Below are 26,585 nucleotides of genomic sequence, written 5' to 3'. Positions count from 1 at the left end.
TCTATCCACTCTTCTTCAATGAACCTTCTTTTTTCTCTTTTTTCATAACGGATCCTAATTCTTCTTTTGTAAATACACGTAATTTTAAAATTAAAAACATGTATGTCAATCCGCCAATAGCTACACCTAACAACGCTTCAAATGTCGCGATTCCTCTATGATTCCCATCAATTACTAACCCAGACATTTGTAACACACGAATAAACATTATTAATACAAATCCCATACCGATAGCACTAATAACTATACCGAACATCTTCTGCTTATTAATAAGCGACCCCGATACAGATTGCATAAGTAATACACTATTTAACAAGGCAATTACAACAAGCGCAATTAAAGTTGCAATCGCAGCTCCTTTAACTCCAAAATGCGGCATTAACATATAGTTTAAAACTAACTTCAAACAACCTCCAAATACAACGAATATTGCTGGTTTTAATGTTTGTCCTAGCCCTTGTAAAATAGAAGCAGTTGTAATTGACAATGAACTAAATAAAATAGATAAAGATAAAATCGATAACACATCTGACCCATCACTATTCTCAAATAACATAATATTTGTAGGCTGAATAATGCAAGTTAATCCGATGGCTGCTGCAAATCCAATAACAAGTGTTATTTTCATCGCTAACTTTACCTTTTCTTGAATAAAAGCAAGATCTCCTCTTTCCTTTGCCGCTGTAATAATCGGAATAAGTGACAATGAGAAAGACGTTGTCACGACAGTACCTAATTGCATGAGAGGGATACTTCTGTCATAAACACCTTTTAGTACCTTTGCACTTTCAGCCTGTTCCCCTGCCCCAATGAGTAAAGTATAGAAGGAAACCGAATCTGCCATTTGTATAAAAATAAGGACTAAATTACTAACACAAATAGCTATTCCTTGCCAAAAGAGGATTTTAACAATTCTTCTTTTTCCCCCAACTCTCTTCAAGCTTTTAAAGAAAATGGCGCGAAAATCATGACGCATATAAAGTAAAAGTACGATAATCCCAATAAGCCCGCCTGCAATCGAACCTAACATAGCACCTGCACCGACTGTATATAGATCAAATCCGTGAGCAATAAGGAAAAGTGATAAAAAGACAATAATAGATACACGAATCGTTTGTTCAATTACTTGTGAAACAGCCGTCGGCATCATATTATTAAATCCTTGAAAATATCCTCTCGCTACGGATAAGAATGGCATTAATATGAATGAACATGAAATAACACGTAATAACTTATATAAGTGTACATCACCCATAGCCGATGCAATCGTTTCGGCACCAAAGAACAATGTGAAAAACCCTATAAAGCCAATTCCTAATAAAAACCAAAAAGATACACAAATTATTTCTTCTGCTTCTTTTTGTTTTCCTCTTTCTAATCTTTCTGCAACCATTTTTGAAATTATAATAGGGAATCCATAAGTAGCTAAAATTAAACAAAATCCATAAAACGGATAAATTTGTTGGTAAATATAAAAACCAACATCTCCCGCTATGTTTTGATATGGAATACGGTAAAAAGCGCTTAATACTTTTGTAATAAAACTTGCGATCGTTAATATAATAGCCCCACGCCAAAAGGCTTGATACTTCTTCGCTTCCATACAAGAAAACTCCTTTTTCTATTCTCACCTCTCGTATTATATCACAAAGAAAAAACAGGCTCCCTTACACCCACGAGTAATAAAGAGTTCTTACAAAACTAAAAATGTTCAACGAAAAAAGGTAGCAAAGCGCTACCTTCATTCAATATACCTATATCTCCAAATAATTGATTTTTCAAAAGAAATATCATAATTAGGAAAGATTGCAACTTCTAAAATTATATATCTTTACTGCTCCATTTGCTTCGCTAAGAAGCTCGCTGCTGTATTTACTGACTTATGCTCTACTTCACTTATAATAGCCTCTTTAGAGAAGATAATAACAGCTCCAATTGGATCCCCATTCGCAACAATCGGGCCAATTGTATAGGAGCTAACTTTTTCTGTTACTCCATCAATAATTGAAATTTCGCTTTCGTCCGTCATAATTACAGACTTACGCTCTTCCATTGTCTTCTCAATTAAATCGCCAACACTTTTATTTAAGTATTCTTTTTTAGATATGCCTGCTACTGCGATAATAGAATCACGATCACATACAAGCACATTATGTCCTAAGCTATCGTATAAAGCTTCCGTATATTCTTTTGCAAAATCCCCTAATTCACTAATCGGAGAATATTTCTTCAAAATTACTTCTCCATCGCGATCAACAAATATTTCTAGTGGGTCTCCTTCTCGAATACGTAAAGTTCTACGAATTTCCTTCGGGATTACTACCCTGCCTAAATCATCAATTCGACGTACGATTCCAGTTGCTTTCATTCTAATGCTGCCTCACTTTCTACTGATGATCAAAGTGGTGAATTTACCTGTTCATGTAAAAATCACCAACTGTTAGACATAGTATTTTACACATTAGTTCTTCTATGCACGTCGAATTGTATTTTTTTATCTAATATTAGGCATTTATTACTTCTTTTTTTACATCTGGTAAGCCTTTTAATAAATTTTCAGCAATTGTTAACCACTTCGATGTCTCTAATCCATTCGTTTTCATAACGATTTTCAATTGTGATCCTTCCATTCCAAGACCGATCATACGCCCAAAACTATTTCCAAGCATGAATAATTTTCCACCATCAATATTTTGGCTTGCTTGTTCTGAGAACAGAATTGTTACTTCAAATTTATTTTGCTTAATTAATTCGATTTGTTCTTTCATTGCCAATACTTTAATATTTGCAATTTGTAATAAATAACCAACTTCTTGTGGGTAATCACCAAATCTATCGATCATCTCTTCCTGCAATTCTTCAATATCCTCAATTGTAGAAACACCTCTAAATTGTTTATACATCATAATCTTTTGTTTACTATCTGAAATATAAGCATCTGGTAAATACGCATCTACTTCTAAATCAATTTCAACATTAACTGTATTTTCAACTCCATCGGTTCCTCTGCGCTGTTCAATTGCATCTTTTAACATTTGAGAATATAGATCAAATCCGACAGAATCAATAAACCCGTGTTGTTCTGCCCCTAACAAGTTACCCGCACCACGAATTGATAAATCTCTCATCGCAATTTTGAAACCAGATCCAAGCTCTGTGAACTCTTTAATTGCTTGTAGACGTCTCTCTGCAACTTCTGATAGCACTTTATCACGTTTGTATGCAAAGTATGCATATGCAACGCGATTAGAACGCCCAACACGCCCACGAAGCTGATACAACTGCGATAGTCCCATACGATCTGCATCAAATACAATTAACGTATTAACATTCGGGATATCTACACCTGTTTCAATAATTGTTGTACTTACAAGAACATCATGCTGTCCCTCTAAAAACGATAGCATAACAGACTCTAATTCACTTTCGTTCATTTTCCCATGTGCGTATGTTACACGGGCGTCTGGAACTAGCATCGAAATTTCATCTGCTTTTCTTTCGATATCCTCTACCCGGTTATATAAGAAGTAAATTTGCCCACCTCTTGCAAGCTCTCGCTCTATCGCTTCTCTCATTAACGCTGGATTATATTCCACCACATACGTTTGGACTGGGAAACGATTTTCTGGTGGCGTTTCAATGACAGATAAGTCACGCACACCAAGCATAGACATGTGAAGTGTACGTGGAATTGGCGTTGCCGTTAGGGTTAACACATCAACATTTGCTTTTAATTGTTTAATTTTTTCTTTATGCGTCACACCAAATCTTTGTTCTTCATCAATAATAAGAAGTCCTAAATCTTTATAAGTAACATCTTTAGATAAAATACGATGCGTTCCGATTACAATATCTACTGTGCCATCTTTTAACCCCTTAAGCGTTTCGTTTTGTTGTTTCCGCGTGCGGAATCTACTTAGTAACCCTATATTAATCGGGTAATCTTGAAAACGCTCTCGAATTGTTTCATAGTGTTGTTGTGCCAGAATTGTTGTCGGTACTAAAATCGCAACTTGTTTTTCATCCATGATTGCTTTAAATGCTGCACGAATAGCTACTTCGGTCTTTCCATATCCTACATCACCACAAAGAAGCCTATCCATCGGACGTCCGCGTTCCATATCTTTCTTAATTTCTTCAATAGAACGTAATTGGTCATCTGTCTCTTGATACGGGAAGGAAGATTCAAATTCTTGTTGTTCCGCCGTATCTGGTGTATATGCATAGCCTTTTGAAGCTTCGCGCTCAGCATATAATTTAATTAGGTCATCTGCAATGTCTTGTACAGATTTTTCAACCTTCGTTTTGACCTTCTTCCAATCGTTCCCGCCTAATTTATAAACTTTTGGATCCTTACCTTCAGAACCCACATATTTTTGCACTTGATCGATTTGTTCAATTGGAACATATAGCTTATCGTTACCTTGATATTTAATATTTAAATAATCTTTATGAACACCATTAATCTCTAATGTCTCAATACCTAAAAATTTACCTATACCATGATTTACATGAACTACATAATCTCCAACTTTTAATTCCGAATAACTTTTAATACGCTCAGCATTAGATAACTTTTGCTTACGTTGTGATTTTTTAACTTTCTTATGAAAAAGCTCCTTTTCAGTAATGACAACGAGCTTTTGCATCGGCATTTCAAATCCTGCATGTAAATCACCTACAGCAATCTGTAACCTTCCAGGCAATAAAATATCTGTGCCCTCTACAATATCCGCTTCAATATCATAATCACTTAAAATATGTTGTAGTTTTTTTACACGTTCATCATCTGTTCCAAGCACAACAGTCGTAAAGTGCCCTTCATTCCATCTATCAATTTCAGTTTTTAATAACTGCATCTGCCCATGGAAATCTTGCATTGTTTTACATGTCACATTCACAATGTTTTGCGGATGCGTATGTGCTATATGGCGTAAGAATAACGTTAAATATACAAAACTTCTTTTTTTATGATGAAGAAATCCCTCAAATGAGTGGGAGAAAGATAAATCCTGAATTATTGTTCCTTCACCAAGAAGTGATATATACCATTCCGCTTCTTCCGTTTCAAGATGTGATGCTGTTTCTTGAATACGAGAGATTTCATCTAAAATTACAACACCATCTTCTGGTAAATAATCTATCAGACTAGCAGGTTCTTTATAGAAAATAGATAAATATTTAAACATCTGTTCTATACTTTGGCCATTTTTCAACATTTCAATTTCATGACTTACTGTCTCAAGCACTGCAGTCTTTAATTTGTCATCGGAAAGTTTTTGCATCGTCTTAGTCAAACCTTCTTCAAGATGCTTAATTCCCGATTTCAATTCTTCCTGTGAAAATAAAAACTCTGTTGCCGGACCAAACTTAACACTTTCCTTTTTATCTTGAGAACGCTGTTCATCCACATCAAATAATCGAATAGAATCGACTTCTGTATCGAAGAATTCAATACGGAATGGTAATTCTTCAGTTAATGGGTAAATATCTAATATGCCCCCGCGCAAACTGAACTCCCCCGGAGCTTCTACCATCGACTTACGTTCGTAGCCAATATGATGTAATGTATGCAAGAGCGCCTCTAAATCAATCTCTTGCCCTAGATTAATTTCAATTTGCTTTTGCTTCCATAATTCTTTTATCGGTAAAAATCTACGTAATCCTGCGACTGGCGCTACAATAACCCCATTCTCTCCTGCCGCTAAACGATTTAGCACCTCAATGCGTTGCGCTTTTAATTCTGGACTTGCAACACCGATTTCTGATGCAATTAATTCGTTTACTGGGTACAGCCATACATCTTTTTCACCAAGTAATGCCACTAAATCTTCATGTACCTTTTGTGCTTGATATAGATTGTGTGTGACAATAAGTTGCGATTTCTTTGTTTTTTTATATAAAGCTGCCATTAATAATGAACGAGAAGATGTTGCCATACCTGATATAAGTTGTTCTTTTAAACCATCTTCTAACCCATTAATAACCGATTGTATTTCTTCATTTTTATAAAATTGCTCTAATAAACCTATCATTATCAAAACTCCTCTCAACATAAAGAGCAAGTCACCATATTTTATGCAAATATTTTGGAAAAAGAAAACAGAAAAATGCTTTGGACATGCCAAAGCGACAACATTTTATTGTAGAAATTTTTCATATTCATAATACTCAGGATAAGATGCGAGCGTTTCTTGGCACGATTCACAAATCGTTTTTATATATATATTTCCATTCTCATGAAAATGAATCATCTCTACTACCTCTTGCTCTGTTAGTTGAAATAAAACGTCGCTATATACTTTTTCTGCGGTAACGGAGCCTACATTACTCCCGCAATGCCTACAATAATAATACCCTTCCATACTAGCCTCCTAAATATCCAGTTACTACTAGTATGGGTAAAAATAAAATAAAATATTCCCAATCATAACCTTAACTGTTGAAAGTATTCATGATTTGGAGAAAAGGCTTATTTAACCACTCTTCACATGCATCCGCTGCTTTTTCAATGGAATGATTGACATCAGGAATCTCTTCGGATGTAAAACGTCCTAATACGTAATCTACTACCTTCATCCCATTTTTCGGGCGATCAATTCCCATACGGATACGTTGAAACTCTTGCGTTCCTAAATGCGAAATTGTTGATTTCACGCCATTATGTCCACCGGCACTCCCTTTCATACGAAGGCGTAATTTACCTACCGGGATATCTAAATCATCATACATAACAACGAAATCATCAACATCAATTTTATAGTAATCCATAAGTGGACGAATACTTTCCCCAGATAAATTCATATATGTAAGTGGCTTTAATAAGATTACTTTTTCTCCATTAACAAATCCTGCACCAAATACGCCTTTAAACTTCTGTTCATTCAAAGAAATGTTCCAACGCTTTGCAAGTTCATCAATTGCCATAAATCCAATATTATGCCTTGTTAATTCATATTCTCTACCTGGGTTCCCAAGTCCTACTATCAATTTCATTCTTGTACCACTACTTTCTTTTTTCGATACGAAAAGACGTAACCAAGCTTGGTTACGTCTCATTCTATCCAATTAATTGAATAATACACTTACAGATTCTTCTTCGTATACACGAATGATTGCTTCTCCAATTAATGGAGCAACTGAAAGTTCATGTACTTTGTCGATTTTCTTTTCTTCTGGTAATACGATAGAGTTCGTTACAACTAACTCTTTAATATTCGAATTTTGAATACGTTCAATTGCTGGGCCAGATAATACTGGGTGTGTACAGCAAGCATATACTTCAGAAGCACCGTTCTCAACAAGAGCGTTTGCTGCTAATGTAATTGTACCAGCTGTATCAATGATGTCATCAATTAAAATTGCTGTTTTGCCTTCGATGTTACCGATAATGTTCATTACCTCTGATACATTCGGACGAGGACGACGTTTATCAATAATAGCGATTGGCGCTTTTAGGCGATCTGCCATTTTTCTAGCACGAGTTACACCACCATGGTCAGGTGATACGATTACGATGTCTTTAAGACCTTTTGTTTCAAAGTAATCTGAAAGAATCGGTACACCCATTAAGTGGTCGATTGGGATATCAAAGAATCCTTGAATTTGTGGAGCATGTAAATCTAGAGTGATTACACGAGTTGCACCTGCTGTTTCAAGCAAGTTTGCTACAAGTTTCGATGTAATTGGTTCACGAGAACGCGCTTTACGGTCTTGACGCGCATAACCATAGTAAGGAATAACAATATTAATTGTTTTTGCAGATGCACGCTTTAATGCATCGATCATAATAAGTAATTCCATGATATGTTCGTTTACTGGGAAGCTTGTAGATTGAATAATGAATACATCGCAACCACGGATACTTTCTTCAATGTTAATTTGAACTTCTCCATCACTAAAACGATCAACAGAACATTTTCCTAGTCCTACTCCAATATGCTTTGCGATTTGCTCAGCAAGTTCCTTATTAGAGTTTAAAGAGAATACTTTCAAATTAGAATTTAGATATTGAGTCGACATCTAGATTAACCCTCCACATTATGATTTTTTCTTATTCAGCAATTGATCAACATAGTCTTCTTTGTTAACTTGACGTGCACGTGCTACCGATAATGCTTTTGATGGGACATTCTCTGTAATTGTAGAGCCTGCTGCCACATAAGCACCATCTTCAACTGTTACAGGAGCAACAAGATTTGAATTACATCCAATAAATACCCCGTTACCAATCACAGTTTTAAATTTATTCTTGCCGTCATAGTTCACCGTAATTGAACCACAACCAAGATTCACGTCTTCTCCAACTTGTGCATCCCCGATATAACTTAAGTGTGAAGCTTTACTTCTATTACCAAAAACAGTTTTTTTGATTTCCACGAAGTTTCCAACGCGTACTTCGTCTCCAATAACTGAATCTGGGCGAATATGTGCAAATGGACCAACCGATACTTCTGTACCAAGCTTACTATCATGTACAGTAGATTGACGAATTGTCGTACGATCTCCAATTTCACTATCGCGAATTACTGTATGCGGTCCAATTTCACAATCAGAACCAATTACAGTGTTCCCCTCAATAATTGTTCCTGGATGAAGAACTGTATCACTACCGATAATTGCATCAGCAGAAATATACGTGTTACTTGGATCAATAATTGTAACACCATTTACCATGTTCTTTCGGTTGATACGATTTTTCATAATAATTTCCGCTTGCGATAGAGCGACTCTGTCGTTAACACCTAACGTTTCATCGAAGTGCTCTGTTTGATAAGCTGATACGATATGACCTTCATTTTTTAAAATCTCAATAACATCTGGAAGGTAATATTCACCTTGTACGTTATCATTTGAAACTTTAGAAAGTGAAGCGAATAAAGCTTTATTATCAAAACAATACGTACCTGTATTGATTTCTTTAATAGCTAATTCTTTTTCATTTGCATCCTTATGCTCAACGATCTTTTCAACATGACCATTTTCGTTACGAACGATACGGCCATATCCAGCAGGCTCTTCTATGTATGCTGTTAGCACAGTTGCCATTGCTCCTGCTTCTTTGTGTTGCTGAAGTAATGCTTCCATCGTTTCAGCAGTTATTAAAGGTGTATCACCACAAATAACTAAAGTTGTTCCTTCTTCATTTGCAAGTACGCTAGCAGCTTGATCTACAGCATGCGCTGTACCAAGTTGTTCTGCTTGTAATGCAAACTCACTTACGTTTCCTAGCTGTTCTTGTACCATTTCAGCACCATGTCCAACGACCGTTACAAGTTTCTGCAATCCTAATTGAGTTACTTGATCGACTACGTGTTGTACCATAGGTTTTCCACATACAGGATGCAGCACTTTGTATAGCTTAGACTTCATACGTGTGCCTTTACCTGCAGCTAGAATCACTGCAAATCTGTTTGACATATAGACCCTCCATCGCAACCTATTTATCCATTAACGATATTATCCTAAATCATCATATATTTCAAGAAACACATTTTAACTATTAAATTTTACCATAATTCTTATAAGATGTTTTACTCTTTAGTATCTTTTTTAAGAAATAAGCTATACTATTTAAAATGATTTTGAAAAAATTAGTAGTTTCTTCTCTTCATTTTAATAAACGATGAATGTTTTAAATATAAATTATATAAAGTCAAAAAAAAAACAAACCCCTGTAAATGCTTACAGGAGTTTGCTACAAAATTATAAGACTTTCTTTCAAAAGCCCTTTTCATTCGAATTTTACGAAGCACCTGCTTCTTCAAACTCAACCTCTTCTAACTCGCCTAAACGATGATACTCCGTTAAAACCGCATCTTGAATTTTAGAGCGTGTATTAGAATTAATCGGATGTGCAATGTCACGGAATTCTCCATCTGGAGTACGTTTACTTGGCATTGCTACAAATAATCCATTATTACCATCAATTACACGAATATCATGAACAACAAATTCATGGTCTAGAGTAATAGAGGCAATTGCTCTCATGCGGCCTTCTGTGTTTACGCGGCGTAATCTTACGTCAGTCACTTCCATCTTGTGTTCACCACCCTTTTCTAAATAAGCGATATATTTGTATAAATTCCACAAATTTTCTATTTTCCCTTTAATTTTTTAAAAATTTTTAAGATAAAAATTTTTATTGCAATTGAATATAAGGATTAGTAGAGGTTATCGCTTACAAAAGGTTACTTAACTAGGGCGATTACTTCGATTTCAACTGAAACATCTTTCGGTAATTTTGCTACCTGTACACAAGAACGTGCTGGTTTATGAGTAGAGAAATAAGAACCGTATACTTCATTAACAGCATTAAAATCATCCATATCTTTTAAGAATACTGTTGTTTTTACTACCGTATCAAATGAAGCACCTGCTTCTTCTAATACAGCTTGTAAATTTTCAAATACTTGTTCTGTTTGTACTGTTACATCTCCCGTTACAAGCTCTCCACTTGCTGTTAATGGAATTTGTCCTGAACTGTAAAACATATTATTTACAATAATCCCTTGTGAATAAGGTCCAATTGCTTGTGGTGCCTTGCTTGTTTGAACAACTTTCATATTTTTTCACCCTTTTATTATTTATTTTTACTCTTTAAAAATAGTGCACGAAAAGCAGTTTGTCCATCTATTTTATAATTTATAAATAGAATAAAAAAAAGATAAAGCCATTTGCTTTACCTTTTTTATTCAACCTCTACAAGTCCTTCATCAAATGGTGTAAGTGAATAATTCCCCTTCTCCACTTGAATCGATTTTTCTTTCACATCAACTTCTGAAAGACGAATTAATGATACAAAGTTATTAATAAGTCGTTCTTCGATATCTGTGGATTCTACTAATACACCGATACCAACAACATTAGCCTTAAACTCTTCTAGCATACTCATCATACCTTGAATTGTTCCGCCAGCTTTCATGAAATCATCAATAATTAAAACGTTTGATCCCTCTGGAAGACTACGCTTTGCCAACGTCATTGTTTGTATTCGTTTAGAAGAACCTGATACATAGTTAATACTAACAGTTGGACCTTCTGTTACCTTATTATCTTTCCTCGCAATTACTACCGGTACATCTAAGTAGTTTGCCACTGCATAAGCAAGTGGAATCCCTTTTGTTGCTACCGTCATAACTGCATCGATTGGTTGCCTAGCAAAGACAGAAGCAAACAAACGACCTGCACCATTAATATGACGAGGATTACTTAAAAGATCTGTCATGTATAAGTAACCGCCAGGCAAAATACGATCTGGATTTTCAAATAAGCTACAAAGCTCATCAATAATTAGATCTGCCTCTTCTTCACTTATATATGGTATATATTTCACTCCTCCTGCTGCTCCTGGTACCGTTTGCAATGTGCCGACCCCTTGTTGTTCAAACGTTTGCTTAATAATAACTAAATCTTCACTAATAGAGGATTTAGCCGATTGATACCTTTCAGCAAAAAAAGTGAGAGAAACTAGCTGACGAGGGTTTTGTAACAAGTAATATGTCATATCGACTAATCTTGTACTTCGTCTAATTTTCATACGCCCACCTCAAATCACGAATATTCTAAACAAATCATAACGTATTATACGTCTTTATTCAAGCGTTTCTCGCTCTCCTAATAAACGTACCGCATATACTTGTTCACAAAATCCTTTTAATCCGTTATAAATGCGATGCATTCGCGAATCATGGTGTACAAGTCCGAATACAGTTGGACCACTTCCACTCATTAGTACAGCATCTGCTCCAAATCGTTTCATCTGTGCTTTAATACGAGCAACTTCGGGATGCATCTTAAATGTTACATCTTCTAAGACGTTACCAACAGTATCACAAATCCCTTTGTAATCTCCAGCATTGATGACATCAACCATTTTATCTACATTTGGATGTGTAACTCGATTTAGTTTTAAATTTCCATACACGTCAGCAGTAGATACACCAATATGTGGCTTCGCTAAAATAACCCAACAAGAAGGTGGCGTTTTTATATGCTCAATTCGCTCTCCTCTTCCAGTGGCAATTGCTGTCCCTCCATATACACAGAACGATACATCTGATCCAATTTCTGAGCCAAGCTCTGCTAATTCGTCAATTGTAAGCCCTAAATTCCATAATTTATTAAGACCACGTAATGTCGCTGCTGCATCACTACTTCCACCTGCTAATCCAGCTGCTACTGGAATCGTTTTTTCAATAGTAATAGATACACCTTTTTTCACATTAAACTTCTCTTTTAATAATTTCGCTGCTTGATAAGCTAAATTTCGTTGGTCGTCTGGGACATACCGATTATGGGATAAAATTTCAATACGGTCTTCTGCTAATTCCATTAGTTCTAAACGATCCGCTAAATCAATTGTTGTCATAATCATTTTCACTTCATGATATCCGTCTTGTCTTTTTCCCAGTACATCTAACGACAGATTAATCTTTGCTGGTGCTTTCACTAGTAGCTTCAATCTATTCACCCACTCTATGTACTCAATCTTTTATCGTTTATTTTACCATAAATTTATAGTAAGACGATGACACTTCCCTAATTATAACGAAAAGCATTCAGAATGAAACTACTTATGTAAAATGATGGCACCTTTCAGAGTACAAAAAGCCGAGGAATCTCTCCTCGGCTACCGTAGCATAGAAAGTAATCTTACAACTACTGGTTTTGTTTCATTAATTGCTGTTCTGCAATTTCTATAGCGCGTTTCACCATATTACCAGCATCTTTCGCACGAATTCCGCCCCATCCTTCTTTCTGAACAACATCATAAAAGCCCAGCTCTTTTGCTAGCTCTTCTTTAAACTGGTTTGACATGACACCTCTTCGTCTACTCAATGCAGAGTCCCCCCTTATTTTGCTACGGTATAATTAGTATGCAAAATAATATAACTTTTCATTTGTGGGAATATATGTAACGACACATGAGTTATAAAATAATTTCATTATGGGGTTCACCATAAAATGTTAACTCTACCGTCTCTGTTAAAACATCTGCATAACTATAAGATACACGTTGCAATGCATCTTCTTGTTGGTCTAACTGTACAACAAACACAGAACGATAAGTTTCTGCAAGTACACCTGATTGCTCCACTGTTTTTCTTCTTCCGCTATTCGCCTTTAACATAAGTCGCTGTCCAAGATGGTGATCTAATTCGCTTTTAATTTCATCTAAACGTTTTGACATATACCTTGCTACACCTCGCTGTAATTTAGATTGAACACTTAAAACACGATATATCTATCCCAATTATTAACCGCAATTCACAGACTATATCATTATAAAAGCATCATGCGTTCGAATAGATAGAAGAAATACTATATTGTAAAAGTATCATTGTATAGTCTTTACGCTCTTACCACTTTTTATCCAAATTCATTTCATTCTCTTACGCATAAAAAAGCAAGATACGTATGTACCTTGCTTATTCTTCATAATGTTGGAAGGGTAATCCTGTTCGTAAAATCCCTCTCGTTTCAATTCCACCCAGTCCTTTTTCACCAGTAATCGTATTACGTACAACATCCCATACATTTACTCTCTCCATAAATGAAGTGAAGCTAATTTTACCAACCACATACACAGGGTCTAGTGCATGGATGTTAATCCTAGACGGAGAACTAGCAAAGTTAGCACCCGCTCGAATTAACGCCTCGAAATGCGATTGACACGCCCCAGCAAAAATAACGAGTTGATCCAATGATGGATATTTTTTTCGTACTTCTCGGACAGCCTGTACAAAATGCCTTGAATGCCTATATGCTGCTAAATCTCCCTTTACCCCTTTGGATTTTGTATAGGCATCGTGTCCTGTAATAACTAAAATGTCTGGGCGGAAATGATCTATTAAGTCTACTACCTTTTCGTGCATCTCTGTTTCCTTACAATGAACACCTTGTACAGGAACACCAATTTTATTATATAGGTCTAAACACTTGCGCAAATACAAAGGGTCCCCATCTATATGCAATACGCGTCCTGGCATTTGAAAGTAATTCACTTCACTTGTGTATCCACCAGTTGAAGTGTGTTCATGCCTTTGTTTCATCAATACATAATCTTGTTGAAATAAACGGTACGTGCGCTCCATTGTTTCTTTTTCACGCTTCACTCTTTTTTTATGTTCTCGTTGATCTATACTAATTAAATCTTCAAGCGGCGCATCTGCCACAAGTCTAATTTCCTCCCCAAACAATATAGCTATCTCGCCTTTTATTTCTATAATACGAAAAAGGATATCCCTATTATGAGAATATCGTTCCACTAATTCTCCAACATGTAAAGCCATTCTCCTACCTCCAAACTCGTTAGGCCATCTTACCTGTTTTTAAAGTATGAATTTAGGAAAGGAAAGGTGACAAAAGGGACAGCTCAAATTGAACTGTCCCTTTCATATCCTTATGATAACTTATGAAGAACTAATGCGTTACTTAATGTTGCAAACTCTTCGATAGATAGCGTTTCGCCTCTTCGCTTTGGATCAATTCCTACTTCTGTTAAAATTCGATCCAACAGCTCTTTATCTTTCGGGAAACCATTTAAATTATTCGATAAATTATTCATTAAAGTTTTACGGCGCTGTGCGAAACTTGCTCTTACTACTTCAAAGAAGAAAGTCTCATTTGTCACTTCTACAACTGGTTTCTGACGCTTTAGAAGACGGATAATCGCAGAATCAACATTTGGTTGTGGTACAAACACTGTACGCGGTACAGTCATAACTGTTTCTACCTCTGTATAATACTGAATAGCAATTGATAAAGAACCATATTCTTTCGTTCCAGGTTTAGCAGCTAAACGATCTCCAACTTCTTTTTGCATCATAACAACAAATCCACGAACCGGTAATTTTTCTTCAAGCAATTTAAATAAAATTGGCGTTGTAATATAGTACGGTAAATTAGCTACTACCATTACATCTTGTCCTTCTTCAAATTGCTCACTAAACACTTCGTGTACATCTGCCTTTAGTACATCTTTATTTATAACTGTAACGTTACTATATGGAGCTAACGTCTCGTCTAAAATTGGTAATAATCTTTGATCAATTTCAAAAGCCACCACTTTTTTAGCACGCTTCGCTAACTGCTCTGTTAACGCACCGATACCTGGTCCAATCTCAATTGCACCACTTTCTGAACCGATTTCTGCGTGATCAACAATACGATTTAATACATTTGTATCAATTAAGAAATTTTGCCCTAAACTTTTTTTGAATGAGAATCCATACTTTTCAACAATGTCTTTCGTACGATTCGGCGTTGCGATATCTTTCATTTCTTTTCCTCCTGTATTACTTGTTTATAAGCTTCTGCAAACGTCTCTTTTGAAACTTGAAACATCTGTAAACGTTTATGTAACTGTTTTGCATTTGTATAACCAATCTTTAATAGCTTACCCATTCTTTCTCTGCGACTCTTTGCCATTTCTCCGCCCACTAAGCCTGCATCGACTAGATCACTCCAACTAATTTCACTTGTGTAAGCTTCCATTTCTTCATGTATATTCTCTAAAGCACGGCGAATCGATTCATTAGAAGCGTGTTCAATTCCAACACCTTTTTTTCTTTTAGCAAGCGCTTCTTCCTTCGGTAAGAAAGCATGCTTACATCCAGGTACCTTGTCAGAAATAATTTTTCGAATACGCTCTCCTGGATAATCCGGATCTGTAAAAATAATAACGCCTCGTTTTTGCTGCGCTAATTTAACTTGCTCAATAACATGATCACCGATTGCTGAACCGTTCGTTTCAATTGTATCCGCATCAACAGCACGCTTAATTGCAACTGTATCATCTTTACCTTCTACAACGATAATCTCTTTAATTTTCATGCTTGCCTCCACACTCATTTCGTCTCTACTTAGTAAAACAAAAAAATGACGACTTTTCCATTATTATTTTCCCCATTCTTACATTTTAAAAAATAGACTGGTACAAACTTTGTTCTCTCTCCTTATTGTAACACTTCCTAATTTCCCCTTATCTTCTCTTTCGCTTCTACTATTTCTTTTCTCAAAAAATAAAAAAGAATGGGTTCTCCCATTCCTTTTTTATTCAACACCAAATAAAGCCTTTGCATTTTTTGTTGTAACTTCTGCTACTTCCTCATAAGAAATCCCCTTTAAATTCGCAATTTCTTCTGCTACAAGCTTTACATAACTCGGTTCATTTCGCTTCCCTCGAAATGGATGTGGTGTTAAATATGGACAATCCGTCTCTATTAACAATTTCTCTAAAGGAATCTCTACTGCAACTTCTTTCGGTTTCTTAGCATTTTTAAATGTAACCGGTCCACCTAATGAAATTAAAAAGTTCATATCAACACATCGCTGTGCTACTTCGACACTACCACTAAAGCAATGCATAATACCCCCTACTTCAGCCGCATTCTCTTCCTCTAGAATATCAACAATATCTTGAGTTGCATCACGGTTATGTATAATGATTGGTAATTTCACTTTTTTAGCTAATGCAATTTGTTTACGGAATACTTCCTTCTGTATTTCTTTAGGGGACTTATCCCAGTGATAATCTAGTCCCATTTCTCCAATTGCAACGACTTTAGGATGTGAAGCTAATTCTTCTAACCAAGCTAAATGTTCTTCTTTCATGTCGATAGCATCTACAGGATGCCATCCAACTGCAGCGTAAATAAAATCATAAGCCTCAGCTAATTCAATCGCTTTTTTTATCGTTACTTCATCAAATCCAACAACAACTGTATATGTAACTCCTGCTTCTTTCATTCGTGCAATAACTTCTTGTAAATCTTCTTCAAACTGCTCTGCATTTAAATGTGAATGTGTATCAAACAACATAATAAATAACTCCTTTTATATTGAAATCAATTCTATCATAGAGAAAAACGATTTTCTTTCTAACTCAACGATAACAATACTACAATTTTAATGCAAAAAAAGGAAATTTAAAAAGAAAAAAGACGCTTCACACATGTTACACGTGAAACATCTCTTTTCTTGCCTTAATTACTTGATTTTTGTACCATTCGGAAGATTTTGGTCGATTGTTGCTAATGACAATACTCCATTCTCTTCACCCGCTAAAATCATACCTTGTGATAATTCACCGCGTAATTTTACAGGTTTTAAGTTTGTTACACAAATAACTTTTTTACCTTGTAAGTCTTCCGGAGAATAGAATTTTGCAATACCTGAAACAACCTGGCGCTTTTCTGTACCTAAATCAAGCTGGATTTTTAACAGCTTATCTGCTTTTTTTACAGGTTCAGCCGATATTACTTCAGCTACTCGTAATTCTACTTTAAAGAAATCATCAATTGTAATTTCTTCTGCCTGCGGTTCTTCTTCTTTTTTCTCTTCTACTTTAGGCGCAGAGCTCTTCATTTGTTCTTTAATATACTCTACTTCTACTTCCATTTCCAAACGAGGGAAAATTGGATTTCCTTTTTCTACTTTTGTTCCACCTGGAATACATCCAATTGTAGATAGGCTTTCCCAAGATTTATGTGCTTCTTCAGTAAGACCAAGTTGAGCAAACATCTTGCTTGGTGCTACTGTTAAGAATGGCATAAGCATAATACCTGTTTGACGAAGTACTTCTGCTAAATGAGCCATTACAGAAGCTAACTTTTCACGATCATTTTCATCCTTCGCTAATACCCACGGTTGTGTTTCATCAATATATTTATTCGTACGGCTAACCAATTGCCAAATTGAGCTTAGCGCTACAGAGAATTCCATATTTTCCATTGCGTCTTCTACTTTTTGCAATGTATCTTTTGCAAACGTTACTAACGTTTCATCGAATTCCGTTACATTTGCTTTAAATGCAGGTATTTCTCCGTTAAAGTACTTATCAATCATAGCTACTGTACGATTTAATAAGTTACCTAAGTCATTTGCTAAATCGAAGTTGATACGTTCAACAAATCCTTCTGGTGTGAATACGCCATCAGATCCGAACGGAACTTCTCGAAGTAAGTAATAACGTAATGCATCTAATCCGTAACGATCAATTAATGTAACTGGATCTACTACGTTTCCTTTTGACTTACTCATTTTTCCATCCTTCATTAAAATCCAACCATGAGCAAAGACCTTTTTCGGAAGAGGTAAATCTAATGCCATTAAAATGATTGGCCAATAAATTGTATGGAAACGAACAATTTCTTTTCCGACTAAATGCACATCTGCCGGCCAGAATTTCTTATACATCTCTTCATTTTCTGTTCCATAACCTAATGCTGTAATGTAGTTAGATAATGCATCAACCCATACGTAAATAACATGTTTTGGGTTGCCTGGAACACGAACTCCCCAATCAAATGAAGTACGAGAAACTGCTAAATCTTCTAATCCTGGTTTAATGAAGTTATTAATCATTTCATTTTTACGAGACTCTGGCTGAATAAAATGTGGATTATCTTCATAGAACTTTAATAGCCTGTCGACATATTTACCCATTCTAAAGAAATATGATTCTTCACGAACAAGTTCTACATCATGACCACTATCTGGACTTTTTCCTCCAACTACTTTGTCACCTTCCATAATTGGATCTACTAATTGATGCGCTGTATAGAATGTTTCATCTTGTACAGAATACCAACCTTCATATTCATCAAGATAAATATCACCTTGGTCTACTAGTTGCTTGAAGATCTTTTCGACAACATCTTTATGACGATCTTCAGTTGTGCGAATAAAATCATCATAAGAGATATCCATCTTCTCCCAAAGCTCTTTAATTCCTGCAACAATATTATCCACGTATGCTTGTGGTGTCACATTTAACTCTTCTGCTTTCTTTTGGATCTTCTGCCCATGCTCATCAGTTCCTGTTAGATAATGAACATTGTAGCCTTGCATACGCTTATATCGTGCCATTGCATCTCCTGCTACTGTCGTATAAGCATGTCCAATGTGTAACTTTCCACTTGGATAATAAATTGGGGTAGTAATATAAAAGGACTTATTTTCCTTTGTCATTGTTTTGGACCTCCCGAATAACCTCATATGTATTTATAAATAGTATATCAAAAACTCATATATAAAGTGAAACTTTAATCCGTAGGGGTGTTTATCCCCCACAAATTATTAACTCTCACTAATCAAGCTTTTACGAGCAGCCCGACTCTAACTTAACTTCTTTGCTCCAACTGCATTTTAAAGTGGGAATCTTATTGCTCGTTAACGCGGGATAAACACCAGTTAATGCTACATATCTTTATCATCTATTACTCATATTCAAACAAAATATACAACCCTACTTTTAAATAAATATATTTTTCAGAAAATAATCGCAAAAATTACTCCCATTCTATTATATATAAGAAGTAAGAAATCTATAAATCTTTTTAAAAAATATAGAATTTAAGAATTGACGGAAATGTAAATGATTGGTATCATATGTCCATAGGGTATTTTGTCGAAAAATGACGAATCAAAAAAATAGACTCGAAACTTATAAACTATTTATTTAGGAGGAAAAGAATTATGAAATCTACTGGTATTGTTCGTAAAGTTGATGAACTAGGTCGTGTTGTAATTCCAATCGAATTACGCCGTACTTTAGGTATTGCAGAAAAGGATGCACTTGAAATCTATGTTGATGACGAAAAAATCATCTTAAAAAAATATAAACCAAACATGACTTGCCAAGTAACTGGTGAAGTATCTGATGGTAACCTATCTTTAGCTGAAGGTAAAATTATCTTAAGCAAAGAAGGCGCTGAGCAAATCTTAAACGAACTTCAAGATTATATCGAAACAGCAAAATAAGCTTCTCAATTATGAGAAGCTTATTTTTTATCGACATGATAGATTTGATACACATCGCGTTTCGACAAATCTCGATCTTTAGCGACTGTTTTTATCGCCTCTTTTGAATTCATGCCTTTTTCATTTATATAATGTTCAATATGATCATATACCGAAATAGATTCCCACCATTGTTCTTCTGGAGCAGGTTCTTCCGTTGAACCAGCTACTAAAATACAAAACTCACCACGAACTTCATTTTGCTTCGTCCATTCAATTGTTTCCTCAATTGTTCCTCGAATAAATTCCTCAAACTTTTTCGTTAACTCTCGACATAATACAATTTCCCTATTGCCTAATATTTCTTGCATCGAGATTAAAGTGTCATCTAGACGATGAGGTGCTTCATAAAACATCATTGTAGTTTGCACATAGCGAAGTTTTTCTAATTCCATTTTTCTTTCCTTTTTATTTCTTTGTAAAAATCCATAGAAATAAAACTGCTTTGTTTCAAGACCCGATGCAATTAACGCTGTAAGGGCTGCATTTGCCCCAGGAAGCGGAACCACATGATATTGCTCAGCTACGGCCTCGACAACAATATCGTAGCCTGGATCGGAAATACACGGCATACCAGCATCACTAACAAGTGCTATATTCTTCCCTTCCTCTAGCTTCTCTAATATTTTCTTTCCACTTACTTCTTTATTATGCTCATGGTAACTCATGACAGGTGTTTCAATTTCGAAATAATTACAAAGTTTTTTTGTTTGTCTTGTATCTTCCGCTGCAATAACATCTACCTCTTTTAAAATCCGAATTGCACGAAATGTCATATCTTCTAAATTTCCAATTGGAGTAGGTACTAGATATAACATCCCCTTTTCATTTTGTTGAAAGCTTTTTTGCTGCCACATAGCGTTCTCCTTTTTGCATATATTCTTCTTTTTGTTTTCTCGTTAACTGCTTAAAATGATATTCAGCCTGCATAGCTGTTCGTTTATCCTCATGATTCTCTACATACCTTAAAACAACCGGAAGTCTAGCACGTGTATATCTAGCACCTTTTCCACTATTATGAGTCTGAATCCGTTTTTCTATATGATTTGTATATCCAGCATAATAACTTCCATCAGAACATTCCACCACATAAAAACAATGCTTATTCTTCTCCATATAAAATTGAACGAATCTCCTTTGTATATTCGTTATTTTCTTCGTATACAAAAAGAGGTGGTAGGATTTTCAAATCTGCGTTCCCATCCTTAATTCCTTCAATTAATAATGTATTTGCTTCTTTACCTGCCTTAGGATAAACAAATCGCACACGCTTTGGTTCAATTTTGTATTTACGCATTAATGTAACAATGTCGAGTAAACGACCTGGGCGATGTACAAACGCTACTTTCCCGCCTTGTTTTACTAGCTGACTACTTGCAGATACAACATCTTCTAACGTACACATAATTTCATGACGAGCTATTGCTAAATGTTCATTCATATTTTTCTCAGACGTTTGAGGTGTTTGAAAATAAGGAGGGTTACATGTAACAACATCATATTGATGGCGCCCAAGTTTCTCTGGCATATCTTTCAAATCTCCATGTATGAGTTGAATTCTTTCTTCTAACTTATTGTATTGAACACTTCTTATTCCCATATCATATAAACGTTCTTGAATTTCCACACCTATAATATTCCCTTTTGTTCTCGTGCTTAATAGAAGGGGCACAACCGCATTACCTGTGCACAAATCAAGTAAATTTCCTTTTTGAATTGGCACCCAAGCAAAATCTGCAAGTAAAACGGCATCTAAAGAGAAATTAAACACCGATGGACTTTGTATAATCTTCATATCTTGCGCTAATAAATAATCTAAACGTTCATCTTCGTATAAATTCATATATTACTCCTTTTCTTACACTTAACCTACCCTATTTCATCTTCTACTAATATACAAATACATTTTGTTCTATTCTCATGTATAAAAAATTACCTTTCCAATTATAATTGGAAAGGTAATTTCACTTTTTATTTAAAAATGACAGACAGAATAAACAATCTCCCTCTTTACGTACACTTCCATAATGTAGATTGCAAATATGGAAACCTTCTTGATATAGTCTTGCTAAATTGTCATAGCCTTCACCAATATCCGTCTTCGGCTTCACTTCTTTACGTTTTTGAGCTTTTTGTTTTTCTTTATTCTGCACTTCTTCAAAACGGTGTCGCAAATTTTCATTTTCCATTTTTATATGTTGATTTTCTTCCAACAACTCTGCAAGATGTTGTTTTAATTCACCCAACTGTTTATATAAATGTCCAATTTGCTCTTCCATACTAGAAACCGATGCAAAAATATCTTTTTTCTCCACAAGCACCCACCTCATTAATCTGTGGTTTGACTCGAAACGACCCCTTTATTCACTAACTCATCTAACGTATATTCTACTATCCGTTCCTTGTCTACTAGCTCCACTTGAATTAATCTTTCTAAAATATTTAATCCGATAACACGGCCAGTACCATGTGGTGTTTGTATACGTTGATCTAAATCAGGAAGTTGTTCCTTTGCTGCCTCATATTCATCATTCTCATATTTTAAGCAACACATTAAGCGACCACATAAACCAGAAATTTTTGCAGGATTTAATGATAAATTTTGATCCTTTGCCATTTTAATGGATACAGGTTCAAAATCTCCTAAAAAAGTAGAACAACAAAGCATACGACCACATGGACCAATACCACCAAGCATCTTCGCTTCATCACGAACACCAATTTGTCTTAGTTCAATTCTCGTCCTAAAAATTGCCGCTAAGTCTTTCACTAGTTCGCGGAAATCAATCCGACCATCTGCAGTAAAGTAGAAAATAATCTTATTACGATCGAACGTATACTCTACATCTACAAGTTTCATATCTAGATTATGCTCTACTACCTTTTGTTGACAAACTTGATATGCCTCTTTCGCAGCATGTTTGTTCTCGTCAACAATGGTACGATCATTTTCATTTGCGATACGAATAACCTTTTTTAACGGTAACACAACATCGTTTTCATCAACTTGCTTTTTGGTAATAACTACTTTTCCGTATTCAATACCTCTTACCGTTTCTACAATTACAAACTCATTCTCAGAGATATCGAACTGATTCGGATCAAAGTAATATACCTTGCCGGCCTTCTTAAAGCGAACACCTACTACATCATACAAAACGGTCATCCCTCCTGCAACCGCAACACTAACTGTTCGAACACAAGCTGCGCATTTACATTAGCGTTGATTCTATTTTTTGCCTCTAATATATTAAAGAGAGCTGATACAATGCGCTTCTGAGCATAGGAAAAAGATTCAAACATCTCTTTCTGCTCATGAAAAACAAGACGATCTTCTTCTCCAAGTTGAACATATAATAAATCCTTATAAATAAGGAGCAACATATCTAAACCTTGCTGTAACTGTTCTTTCTCTCCAAAGTGTTTTCCCCATTTTTCTTGTACAAAAAAAATAGAGGCTTTATCTTTTTCGAGCGCTTCACATAATTTTATCACTAAAGTTCGTGCTTGTGCAAACCATTCATCATTACATAAAGCTAAAGCTTCATCAAAACTATTCGTAAGCTGTGCAGCTAGAGTTGATAAAGAGGATGTAATGCCTTCATCCTGTAATCTTCTACTTAAAGACTCCGTAGGTAACGGTCTAAATGTAACAACTTGACAGCGAGATAAAATCGTATTTAAAATTTGATGACTTTGTTCAGTAAGTAAAATAGCTGTTGTATCACTACTCGGTTCCTCTAGAAATTTCAATAGTGTATTTGCCGCATTTGCTGTCATACGATCTGCATGCTCGATAATATAAACTTTTTTATTTGCCTCTAATCCTGTTTTTGAAAATTCTTCCTGTAAATCATGAATTTGTTGCTTTTTAATAGATAATCCATCTGGTTTTACAATATGTAGGTTAGGGTGATTACCTGAGTCAATTCGTTTACAATTTGTACATACATGACATGGTTCTACCTCATTCCTTTGAGAGCAAAGGAAACTCTTTGCCATTTGAATCGCTGTTGCAAACTTCCCTGTTCCTTTCCCTCCTTCTAACAAGTAAGCGTGGGATATACGCTCTTTTGCAATGCTATTCATCAACATTTTTACACCGATGGGCTGTATAGCAGAAAGCTGCTCCCACGTCTTCGTCATAATGCATACCTCACTTATTTCATTCTTTCCTTCTATTATAACAATTTATCTTCTATAATCTGAACAACTTCTTCTATAAGTTTTTCCATTGGTTGATCAGCATTTACTAATACAATACGATCAGAAAAACGTTCTACAACTTGTAAATACCCTTCACGTACACGTTTATGGAAAGAGATATCTTCCATATCTAATCGATTCACTTCGCGCCCCGCATCTTTTTCAATGCGAGCTAAACCAATCTCTGGTTCAATGTCTAAGTAAATTGTTACACTAGGCATACAGTCTTCTGTTGCGAAGCGATTTATTTCAAATACTTTATCCATTCCTAAGCCTCTTGCATATCCTTGATACGCTAAAGAGCTATCTATAAAACGATCACATAATACAAGATAGTTCTCATTAAGCGCTGGCATAACTTTTTCTACTAAATGTTGTCTACGTGCAGCAGCATAAAGAAGCGCCTCTGTACGTGCTTCCATCATCGTATATTCTTGTTTATGTAGAATTGTTCTAATATCTTCAGAAATTGCTATACCACCTGGTTCTCTCGTCGCCATTACCTTTTGTTCTTTTTGCTCAAAGTATGGTAATAATTTTTTAATTAACGTTGTTTTACCCGAACCTTCTGGCCCCTCAATTGTTACAAATAATCCCTTCATCCTAAAACCTACTTTCTATATCATACACTTTCATATCTTTCGTGCTACCTTGAAAACGAGCTCCTGTTTTCTCTAAATACATAATTTGTTCTTTATGTTCTGAAGTAATTCTCTCTCCATACATAATCAATGGAATTCCAGGCGGATATGGAATTATCATTTCCGCCGCTATCATCCCTACCGCTTCTTCTATAGGTACTACTTTTGTTTTGTATCCTTCTAATTGTTTATATGTATACGGTAAAGGAGAGGATTCTCTTTTATAAGTATAACGAATAGATTCGTTCTTGTCTTTCACCTCATAATGTTCCAACGCAACTCGAATTATCTCTATAGCCCTCATGTACTCCTCTTTTGCTTGTAGAGGTAAAATAAGTAGGACATTATATGGATCTGCCATTTCTGTATATATTCCGGCCCTTTCAAATACAGACTGTAATTCATATCCTGATAACTGACAACGAGTTTGTACAGTAATCTTTAAATCATCTTGCAACGGATATTGTAAAACAGCTATTTGCGAAATGGAACACAATCCTTTTTTAAATCTCCGTAAAAACTCGACAATTTCATCATGACCTTTTTCCTTTATACTTGCTAGTGTAAAGCGCGCTATATCAAGTGAAGCCATAATTGGATATGACGGACTACTAGATTGTAGCATACTCAAATAAGCAGAAACTCTTTCTTCATTCACTAAATGACTATTTATATGTAAATAAGATCCCATTGTCATCGCAGGTAATGTTTTATGTGCAGAATGAACCACAATATCTGCACCATATGCTAATGCTGACTTTGGAAATGGTTCCCCTAAGCAAAAGTGTGCTCCATGAGCTTCGTCTACTAAAACAGGGATTTTATGTGCATGTGCATAAGCAATACTTGCTTCTAAATCTATCCCCATACCATAATAATTAGGATGCGTTAAAATGAGGGCTTTAGCATTAGGATATCTTTTAATTGCCCCTTTAATAACTTCATCACCAATTCCTACTGGTACGTTATATGCCTCATCAATCCATGGGTCTAGAAAAATTGGATTCGCACCCGCCAGTTTTAATCCATTAATGATTGATTTATGACAATTTCTTTGTACAAGGACAATATCACGCTCACCGCAGCAAGATAAAATCATTGCTAGATTTCCGACCGTTGAACCATTAATTAAAAAATAACTTTTTTCCGCACCATATACATCAGCTAATAATTTTTGTGCTTCATCTATACATTCAAACGGACTATGTAAATCGTCTAACCCTGTTAGTTCGGTTACATCAATGGATAGTATATCTTTAAACTCCCCAATGGCTTCCTGAGGGAAGTTTACACCATTCTTATGACCTGGAACATGAAAGGACAGTGGTTCTCTTTCTTTAAACTCTATTAACGCCTCATATAAAGGCATACGCTTTTGATTCATATCTATCTCTTCCTTATTATTCATTCTGTATCTATTATACAGATATTAAGGCAAAAAAAATAATAGGCAGATGCCTATTTATAAATATGATACTTCTAACTTCCGAAGCTGTTTTAAATAATGTATATATTTTGGATCATCTGTCTCAGTACTCACCATATCTTTTTCACATTCATGACATATCAAATTATTATAAACATATATACCTTCTTCTCTTTTTGTCTCACAAACAATGCAAATTTCACTTTGTAATTTCATAACCTTCCCTCCCTGTATTTAAATAAACATATTTGATACCTCTATTCCTTAACAATTTACAGAAAAATATACATCCATCTCTTATATAATATGATTTACTCTTGGGCAACGTGTTTGTATTACCATTACTTCTTTTATGCACTGTTTAACAATACAAAAAAACACAAGTCAAAAGACTTGTGTTTTAGTTGCTTGGCGACGTCCTACTCTCACAGGGACAAGGTCCCAACTACCATCGGCGCTAGAGAGCTTAACTTCCGTGTTCGGTATGGGAACGGGTGTGACCTCTC

The 26,585-nt window shown here is 35.3% G+C and carries 28 protein-coding genes and 1 rRNA gene; 1 reads left to right on the top strand and 28 read right to left on the bottom strand.

Translation table 11 applies throughout. The features are described from left to right. Nucleotide 1 precedes the first annotated feature (1 nt). The 18 genes from ACS2MN_RS29185 to metG all read right to left on the bottom strand — a co-directional run bounded on the left by ACS2MN_RS29185 (nucleotide 2) and on the right by metG (nucleotide 18,975). Complete coding sequence (locus tag ACS2MN_RS29185; protein WP_087948810.1) at nucleotides 2-1,603, bottom strand: putative polysaccharide biosynthesis protein; 1,602 nt, start codon at nucleotides 1,601-1,603, stop codon at nucleotides 2-4. A 228-nt stretch (nucleotides 1,604-1,831) separates the two neighbouring features. After that, nucleotides 1,832-2,368 (bottom strand): stage V sporulation protein T, encoded by a 537-nt coding sequence (gene spoVT, locus ACS2MN_RS29180; protein ID WP_000648310.1) that lies wholly within the window; start codon nucleotides 2,366-2,368, stop codon nucleotides 1,832-1,834. A 136-nt stretch (nucleotides 2,369-2,504) separates the two neighbouring features. Next, nucleotides 2,505-6,035: a transcription-repair coupling factor gene (mfd, locus tag ACS2MN_RS29175; protein WP_000579697.1), complete on the bottom strand. Its 3,531-nt coding sequence runs from the start codon at nucleotides 6,033-6,035 to the stop codon at nucleotides 2,505-2,507. Between the two features lie 105 nt (nucleotides 6,036-6,140). After that, nucleotides 6,141-6,365 carry an anti-sigma-F factor Fin family protein gene (locus ACS2MN_RS29170; protein ID WP_000399441.1) on the bottom strand — a complete coding sequence of 75 codons (225 nt, stop codon included), beginning with the start codon at nucleotides 6,363-6,365 and terminating at the stop codon, nucleotides 6,141-6,143. 70 nt (nucleotides 6,366-6,435) lie between these two features. Beyond that, complete coding sequence (gene pth, locus ACS2MN_RS29165) at nucleotides 6,436-6,996, bottom strand: aminoacyl-tRNA hydrolase (protein ID WP_079520253.1); 561 nt, start codon at nucleotides 6,994-6,996, stop codon at nucleotides 6,436-6,438. Between the two features lie 72 nt (nucleotides 6,997-7,068). Further along, on the bottom strand, nucleotides 7,069-8,022 hold the full coding sequence (locus ACS2MN_RS29160; protein WP_000107420.1) for a ribose-phosphate diphosphokinase: 954 nt from the start codon (nucleotides 8,020-8,022) through the stop codon (nucleotides 7,069-7,071). Between the two features lie 18 nt (nucleotides 8,023-8,040). Next, a complete protein-coding gene (glmU, locus tag ACS2MN_RS29155; RefSeq protein WP_000071045.1) occupies nucleotides 8,041-9,420 on the bottom strand; it encodes a bifunctional UDP-N-acetylglucosamine diphosphorylase/glucosamine-1-phosphate N-acetyltransferase GlmU in 1,380 nt (459 codons plus the stop codon). 324 nt (nucleotides 9,421-9,744) lie between these two features. After that, nucleotides 9,745-10,038: a septation regulator SpoVG gene (gene spoVG, locus ACS2MN_RS29150; RefSeq protein WP_000454042.1), complete on the bottom strand. Its 294-nt coding sequence runs from the start codon at nucleotides 10,036-10,038 to the stop codon at nucleotides 9,745-9,747. Nucleotides 10,039-10,190: 152 nt separating this feature from the next. After that, on the bottom strand, nucleotides 10,191-10,565 hold the full coding sequence (locus tag ACS2MN_RS29145; protein WP_000869822.1) for a RidA family protein: 375 nt from the start codon (nucleotides 10,563-10,565) through the stop codon (nucleotides 10,191-10,193). A gap of 125 nt (nucleotides 10,566-10,690) precedes the next feature. Next, nucleotides 10,691-11,539, bottom strand: a complete 849-nt coding sequence (purR, locus tag ACS2MN_RS29140) for a pur operon repressor (RefSeq protein ID WP_000702479.1) — start codon at nucleotides 11,537-11,539, stop codon at nucleotides 10,691-10,693. A 54-nt stretch (nucleotides 11,540-11,593) separates the two neighbouring features. Further along, nucleotides 11,594-12,463: a 4-(cytidine 5'-diphospho)-2-C-methyl-D-erythritol kinase gene (gene ispE / locus ACS2MN_RS29135; protein WP_000772089.1), complete on the bottom strand. Its 870-nt coding sequence runs from the start codon at nucleotides 12,461-12,463 to the stop codon at nucleotides 11,594-11,596. Between the two features lie 197 nt (nucleotides 12,464-12,660). Further along, entirely contained in the window at nucleotides 12,661-12,840 is a 180-nt protein-coding gene (gene sspF / locus ACS2MN_RS29130; protein WP_001985066.1) for an acid-soluble spore protein SspF, read from the bottom strand. A 91-nt stretch (nucleotides 12,841-12,931) separates the two neighbouring features. Continuing rightward, entirely contained in the window at nucleotides 12,932-13,192 is a 261-nt protein-coding gene (gene veg, locus ACS2MN_RS29125) for a biofilm formation stimulator Veg (protein WP_000044348.1), read from the bottom strand. Nucleotides 13,193-13,430: 238 nt separating this feature from the next. Further along, nucleotides 13,431-14,294 carry a sporulation peptidase YabG gene (gene yabG, locus ACS2MN_RS29120; protein ID WP_001173740.1) on the bottom strand — a complete coding sequence of 288 codons (864 nt, stop codon included), beginning with the start codon at nucleotides 14,292-14,294 and terminating at the stop codon, nucleotides 13,431-13,433. 110 nt (nucleotides 14,295-14,404) lie between these two features. Continuing rightward, nucleotides 14,405-15,283 (bottom strand): 16S rRNA (adenine(1518)-N(6)/adenine(1519)-N(6))-dimethyltransferase RsmA, encoded by an 879-nt coding sequence (gene rsmA / locus ACS2MN_RS29115; RefSeq protein ID WP_000651559.1) that lies wholly within the window; start codon nucleotides 15,281-15,283, stop codon nucleotides 14,405-14,407. Continuing rightward, the gene (gene rnmV / locus ACS2MN_RS29110) at nucleotides 15,280-15,837 is read right to left on the bottom strand and encodes a ribonuclease M5 (RefSeq protein WP_000692838.1); all 558 of its coding nucleotides are present in this window, start codon (nucleotides 15,835-15,837) and stop codon (nucleotides 15,280-15,282) included. The genes rsmA and rnmV overlap by 4 nt, the downstream gene beginning before the upstream one ends. A gap of 219 nt (nucleotides 15,838-16,056) precedes the next feature. Further along, the gene (locus ACS2MN_RS29105) at nucleotides 16,057-16,824 is read right to left on the bottom strand and encodes a TatD family hydrolase (RefSeq protein WP_000895828.1); all 768 of its coding nucleotides are present in this window, start codon (nucleotides 16,822-16,824) and stop codon (nucleotides 16,057-16,059) included. A gap of 168 nt (nucleotides 16,825-16,992) precedes the next feature. Further along, complete coding sequence (gene metG, locus ACS2MN_RS29100) at nucleotides 16,993-18,975, bottom strand: methionine--tRNA ligase (RefSeq protein ID WP_000159673.1); 1,983 nt, start codon at nucleotides 18,973-18,975, stop codon at nucleotides 16,993-16,995. A gap of 507 nt (nucleotides 18,976-19,482) precedes the next feature. Here metG and ACS2MN_RS29095 point away from each other — a divergent pair. Further along, entirely contained in the window at nucleotides 19,483-19,767 is a 285-nt protein-coding gene (locus tag ACS2MN_RS29095) for an AbrB/MazE/SpoVT family DNA-binding domain-containing protein (protein ID WP_000843036.1), read from the top strand. Nucleotides 19,768-19,787: 20 nt separating this feature from the next. Here ACS2MN_RS29095 and rsmI read toward each other — a convergent pair whose 3' ends face one another. The 10 genes from rsmI to rrf all read right to left on the bottom strand — a co-directional run. Beyond that, on the bottom strand, nucleotides 19,788-20,663 hold the full coding sequence (rsmI, locus tag ACS2MN_RS29090; protein WP_000267798.1) for a 16S rRNA (cytidine(1402)-2'-O)-methyltransferase: 876 nt from the start codon (nucleotides 20,661-20,663) through the stop codon (nucleotides 19,788-19,790). Next, nucleotides 20,632-20,922, bottom strand: coding sequence for a GIY-YIG nuclease family protein (locus ACS2MN_RS29085; protein WP_000414346.1), 291 nt, complete (start codon nucleotides 20,920-20,922; stop codon nucleotides 20,632-20,634). Before ACS2MN_RS29085 ends, rsmI begins: the two co-directional genes overlap by 32 nt. Then, nucleotides 20,909-21,649, bottom strand: a complete 741-nt coding sequence (locus ACS2MN_RS29080) for a tRNA1(Val) (adenine(37)-N6)-methyltransferase (protein ID WP_001055359.1) — start codon at nucleotides 21,647-21,649, stop codon at nucleotides 20,909-20,911. Before ACS2MN_RS29080 ends, ACS2MN_RS29085 begins: the two co-directional genes overlap by 14 nt. Nucleotides 21,650-21,770: 121 nt before the next feature. Continuing rightward, a complete protein-coding gene (gene yabA / locus ACS2MN_RS29075) occupies nucleotides 21,771-22,121 on the bottom strand; it encodes a DNA replication initiation control protein YabA (protein WP_000412058.1) in 351 nt (116 codons plus the stop codon). Nucleotides 22,122-22,135: 14 nt separating this feature from the next. Then, the gene (locus ACS2MN_RS29070) at nucleotides 22,136-22,963 is read right to left on the bottom strand and encodes a PSP1 domain-containing protein (RefSeq protein ID WP_000272428.1); all 828 of its coding nucleotides are present in this window, start codon (nucleotides 22,961-22,963) and stop codon (nucleotides 22,136-22,138) included. A gap of 5 nt (nucleotides 22,964-22,968) precedes the next feature. Beyond that, nucleotides 22,969-23,952: a DNA polymerase III subunit delta' gene (gene holB / locus ACS2MN_RS29065; RefSeq protein WP_000169567.1), complete on the bottom strand. Its 984-nt coding sequence runs from the start codon at nucleotides 23,950-23,952 to the stop codon at nucleotides 22,969-22,971. 35 nt (nucleotides 23,953-23,987) lie between these two features. Beyond that, complete coding sequence (gene tmk / locus ACS2MN_RS29060; protein WP_000677212.1) at nucleotides 23,988-24,614, bottom strand: dTMP kinase; 627 nt, start codon at nucleotides 24,612-24,614, stop codon at nucleotides 23,988-23,990. 1 nt (nucleotide 24,615) lies between these two features. After that, nucleotides 24,616-26,037, bottom strand: a complete 1,422-nt coding sequence (locus tag ACS2MN_RS29055) for an aminotransferase class I/II-fold pyridoxal phosphate-dependent enzyme (RefSeq protein ID WP_001072283.1) — start codon at nucleotides 26,035-26,037, stop codon at nucleotides 24,616-24,618. A gap of 78 nt (nucleotides 26,038-26,115) precedes the next feature. Then, nucleotides 26,116-26,295, bottom strand: coding sequence for a sigma factor G inhibitor Gin (locus ACS2MN_RS29050; RefSeq protein ID WP_000776275.1), 180 nt, complete (start codon nucleotides 26,293-26,295; stop codon nucleotides 26,116-26,118). Between the two features lie 190 nt (nucleotides 26,296-26,485). Further along, nucleotides 26,486-26,585 (bottom strand): 5S ribosomal RNA (gene rrf, locus ACS2MN_RS29045); the annotation flags it as partial.

Source organism: Bacillus cereus group sp. BceL062, from assembly GCF_051780025.1.
In the GTDB taxonomy this organism is placed as follows: domain Bacteria; phylum Bacillota; class Bacilli; order Bacillales; family Bacillaceae_G; genus Bacillus_A; species Bacillus_A toyonensis.
The sequence above is the reverse complement of the archived record's forward strand: the minus strand, read 5'-3'. Positions and strand labels throughout refer to the sequence as shown.

What these genes read in the sequence shown, in the direction of transcription:
- ACS2MN_RS29185 (WP_087948810.1), bottom strand. Translation starts at nt 1,603, where the DNA reads ATGGAAGCGAAGAAGTATCAAGCCTTTTGGCGTGGGGCTATTATATTA.
- spoVT (WP_000648310.1), bottom strand. Translation starts at nt 2,368, where the DNA reads ATGAAAGCAACTGGAATCGTACGTCGAATTGATGATTTAGGCAGGGTA.
- mfd (WP_000579697.1), bottom strand. Translation starts at nt 6,035, where the DNA reads ATGATAGGTTTATTAGAGCAATTTTATAAAAATGAAGAAATACAATCG.
- ACS2MN_RS29170 (WP_000399441.1), bottom strand. Translation starts at nt 6,365, where the DNA reads ATGGAAGGGTATTATTATTGTAGGCATTGCGGGAGTAATGTAGGCTCC.
- pth (WP_079520253.1), bottom strand. Translation starts at nt 6,996, where the DNA reads ATGAAATTGATAGTAGGACTTGGGAACCCAGGTAGAGAATATGAATTA.
- ACS2MN_RS29160 (WP_000107420.1), bottom strand. Translation starts at nt 8,022, where the DNA reads ATGTCGACTCAATATCTAAATTCTAATTTGAAAGTATTCTCTTTAAAC.
- glmU (WP_000071045.1), bottom strand. Translation starts at nt 9,420, where the DNA reads ATGTCAAACAGATTTGCAGTGATTCTAGCTGCAGGTAAAGGCACACGT.
- spoVG (WP_000454042.1), bottom strand. Translation starts at nt 10,038, where the DNA reads ATGGAAGTGACTGACGTAAGATTACGCCGCGTAAACACAGAAGGCCGC.
- ACS2MN_RS29145 (WP_000869822.1), bottom strand. Translation starts at nt 10,565, where the DNA reads ATGAAAGTTGTTCAAACAAGCAAGGCACCACAAGCAATTGGACCTTAT.
- purR (WP_000702479.1), bottom strand. Translation starts at nt 11,539, where the DNA reads ATGAAAATTAGACGAAGTACAAGATTAGTCGATATGACATATTACTTG.
- veg (WP_000044348.1), bottom strand. Translation starts at nt 13,192, where the DNA reads ATGTCAAAACGTTTAGATGAAATTAAAAGCGAATTAGATCACCATCTT.
- yabG (WP_001173740.1), bottom strand. Translation starts at nt 14,294, where the DNA reads ATGGCTTTACATGTTGGAGAATTAGTGGAACGATATTCTCATAATAGG.
- rsmA (WP_000651559.1), bottom strand. Translation starts at nt 15,283, where the DNA reads ATGAAAGATATCGCAACGCCGAATCGTACGAAAGACATTGTTGAAAAG.
- rnmV (WP_000692838.1), bottom strand. Translation starts at nt 15,837, where the DNA reads ATGAAAATTAAAGAGATTATCGTTGTAGAAGGTAAAGATGATACAGTT.
- ACS2MN_RS29105 (WP_000895828.1), bottom strand. Translation starts at nt 16,824, where the DNA reads ATGTTGTTTGATACACATTCACATTTAAATGCAGAGCAGTTTGAAGAA.
- metG (WP_000159673.1), bottom strand. Translation starts at nt 18,975, where the DNA reads ATGACAAAGGAAAATAAGTCCTTTTATATTACTACCCCAATTTATTAT.
- ACS2MN_RS29095 (WP_000843036.1), top strand. Translation starts at nt 19,483, where the DNA reads ATGAAATCTACTGGTATTGTTCGTAAAGTTGATGAACTAGGTCGTGTT.
- rsmI (WP_000267798.1), bottom strand. Translation starts at nt 20,663, where the DNA reads ATGTGGCAGCAAAAAAGCTTTCAACAAAATGAAAAGGGGATGTTATAT.
- ACS2MN_RS29085 (WP_000414346.1), bottom strand. Translation starts at nt 20,922, where the DNA reads ATGGAGAAGAATAAGCATTGTTTTTATGTGGTGGAATGTTCTGATGGA.
- ACS2MN_RS29080 (WP_001055359.1), bottom strand. Translation starts at nt 21,649, where the DNA reads ATGAATTTATACGAAGATGAACGTTTAGATTATTTATTAGCGCAAGAT.
- holB (WP_000169567.1), bottom strand. Translation starts at nt 23,952, where the DNA reads ATGACGAAGACGTGGGAGCAGCTTTCTGCTATACAGCCCATCGGTGTA.
- tmk (WP_000677212.1), bottom strand. Translation starts at nt 24,614, where the DNA reads ATGAAGGGATTATTTGTAACAATTGAGGGGCCAGAAGGTTCGGGTAAA.
- ACS2MN_RS29055 (WP_001072283.1), bottom strand. Translation starts at nt 26,037, where the DNA reads ATGAATCAAAAGCGTATGCCTTTATATGAGGCGTTAATAGAGTTTAAA.
- ACS2MN_RS29050 (WP_000776275.1), bottom strand. Translation starts at nt 26,295, where the DNA reads ATGAAATTACAAAGTGAAATTTGCATTGTTTGTGAGACAAAAAGAGAA.